The sequence below is a fragment of the Sulfitobacter sp. 1A13679 genome (assembly GCF_043557115.1).
Taxonomy (GTDB): Bacteria; Pseudomonadota; Alphaproteobacteria; order Rhodobacterales; family Rhodobacteraceae; genus Sulfitobacter; species Sulfitobacter faviae.
Map to the genome: position 1 here is coordinate 1 of NZ_JBIFFO010000064.1, position 1267 is coordinate 1267.

General features: G+C 56.8%; 1 protein-coding gene. It reads left to right on the forward strand.

All coding sequences use genetic code 11. From position 1 onward, the window contains the following. The first annotated feature begins 35 nt into the window (after positions 1–35). Positions 36–1204 (forward strand): IS3 family transposase gene (locus tag ACGYLA_RS19535; RefSeq protein WP_394434639.1). Its coding sequence is split into 2 segments (ribosomal slippage): positions 36–300 and positions 300–1204, totalling 1170 coding nucleotides; the frame shifts between segments, so codons are not numbered across the junction. Positions 1205–1267: the final 63 nt, after the last annotated feature.

The following is a 1267-nucleotide window of genomic DNA, read 5'->3' on the forward strand; positions in this document are numbered from 1 at the left end:
GTTAAGCTGTAGCGCCTGAGGAAGAACGCACAGAAATGACCAAACGGAAACGCTATTCGGCAGAGTTCAAGGCGAAGGTGGCTTTGGAAGCCATCCGCGAGGAGCTGACGACGGCCGAGCTTGCCAAGAAGTATGACATCCATCCGACGATGATCAGCGGTTGGAAACGGACAGCGATCAAGAACATGGCACAGGCCTTCAGCGGCCAGTCGACCGCCGAGCCGACGATATCGACGGCAGAGGTCGAAAAGCTGCACGCCAAAATCGGGCAGCTGGTCGTGGAACGGGATTTTTTGTCGGAAGCCTCCAGTCTCGTCCTCGGCACTGGAGGCAAAAAGCGGTGAAGAAAGACCATCCTGATCTCAGCCTCCGGCGGCAATGCAGCCTGCTGTCACTGGCACGTTCGACCCTCTACTACCAGCCGCGCGGGGAAAGCGCCGAGAACCTGAAGTTCATGGAAATCATCGACCAGCAGTTCCTGGAGACGCCGTGGTATGGGTCTCGACAAATGGCCCGCCACATGCAGCGGGAGGGCCACAGATGTGGGCGACATCGTGTGCGGCGGCTGATGAAGCTCATGCGGTTGGTGCCGATCTACCAAGAACCGAAGACCAGCAAGAAGCACCCGGAGCACAAGATATATCCGTATCTTCTGAGGGACTTACCCATCACCAACCAGGTCTGGTGTGCTGACATCAGCTACATTCCAATGCGCCGCGGGTTTCTCTACCTCGTTGCCATCATGGACTGGCACAGCCGGAAGGTGCTGAGTTGGCGGCTGTCGAACAGCATGGACGCGGGATTCTGCGTCGAGGCTTTGAAAGAAGCGTTGGCCGGATACGGCACCCCGGAGATATTCAACACCGATCAAGGTTCGCAATTCACCAGCACCGATTTCACCGACGTGCTGCGCGATGCGAAGATCAAAATCTCGATGGACGGTCGTGGCCGCTGGATCCGCTCTCATCGTTTGCAGGCAAACGACTGCCGCGCAACGGACAATCGGATGATCGAGCGGCTCTGGCGATCCCTCAAATACGAATGCGTCTATCTGAACGCCTTCGAAACCGGTTCCGAAGCCCGGGACGGGATTCGTGATTGGATCAGCTACTACAACGAAAGACGCCCACACTCATCACATGGGATCATGACGCCGGACGAGGCCTATGATAGGCGATCTCCGGACCTGAAGGTTGCCGCCTGAAATGAAATCAATGCTATAGCTTACCACGGCGGCAAACTGGTCGAATTTCCAGGACCACCTCTA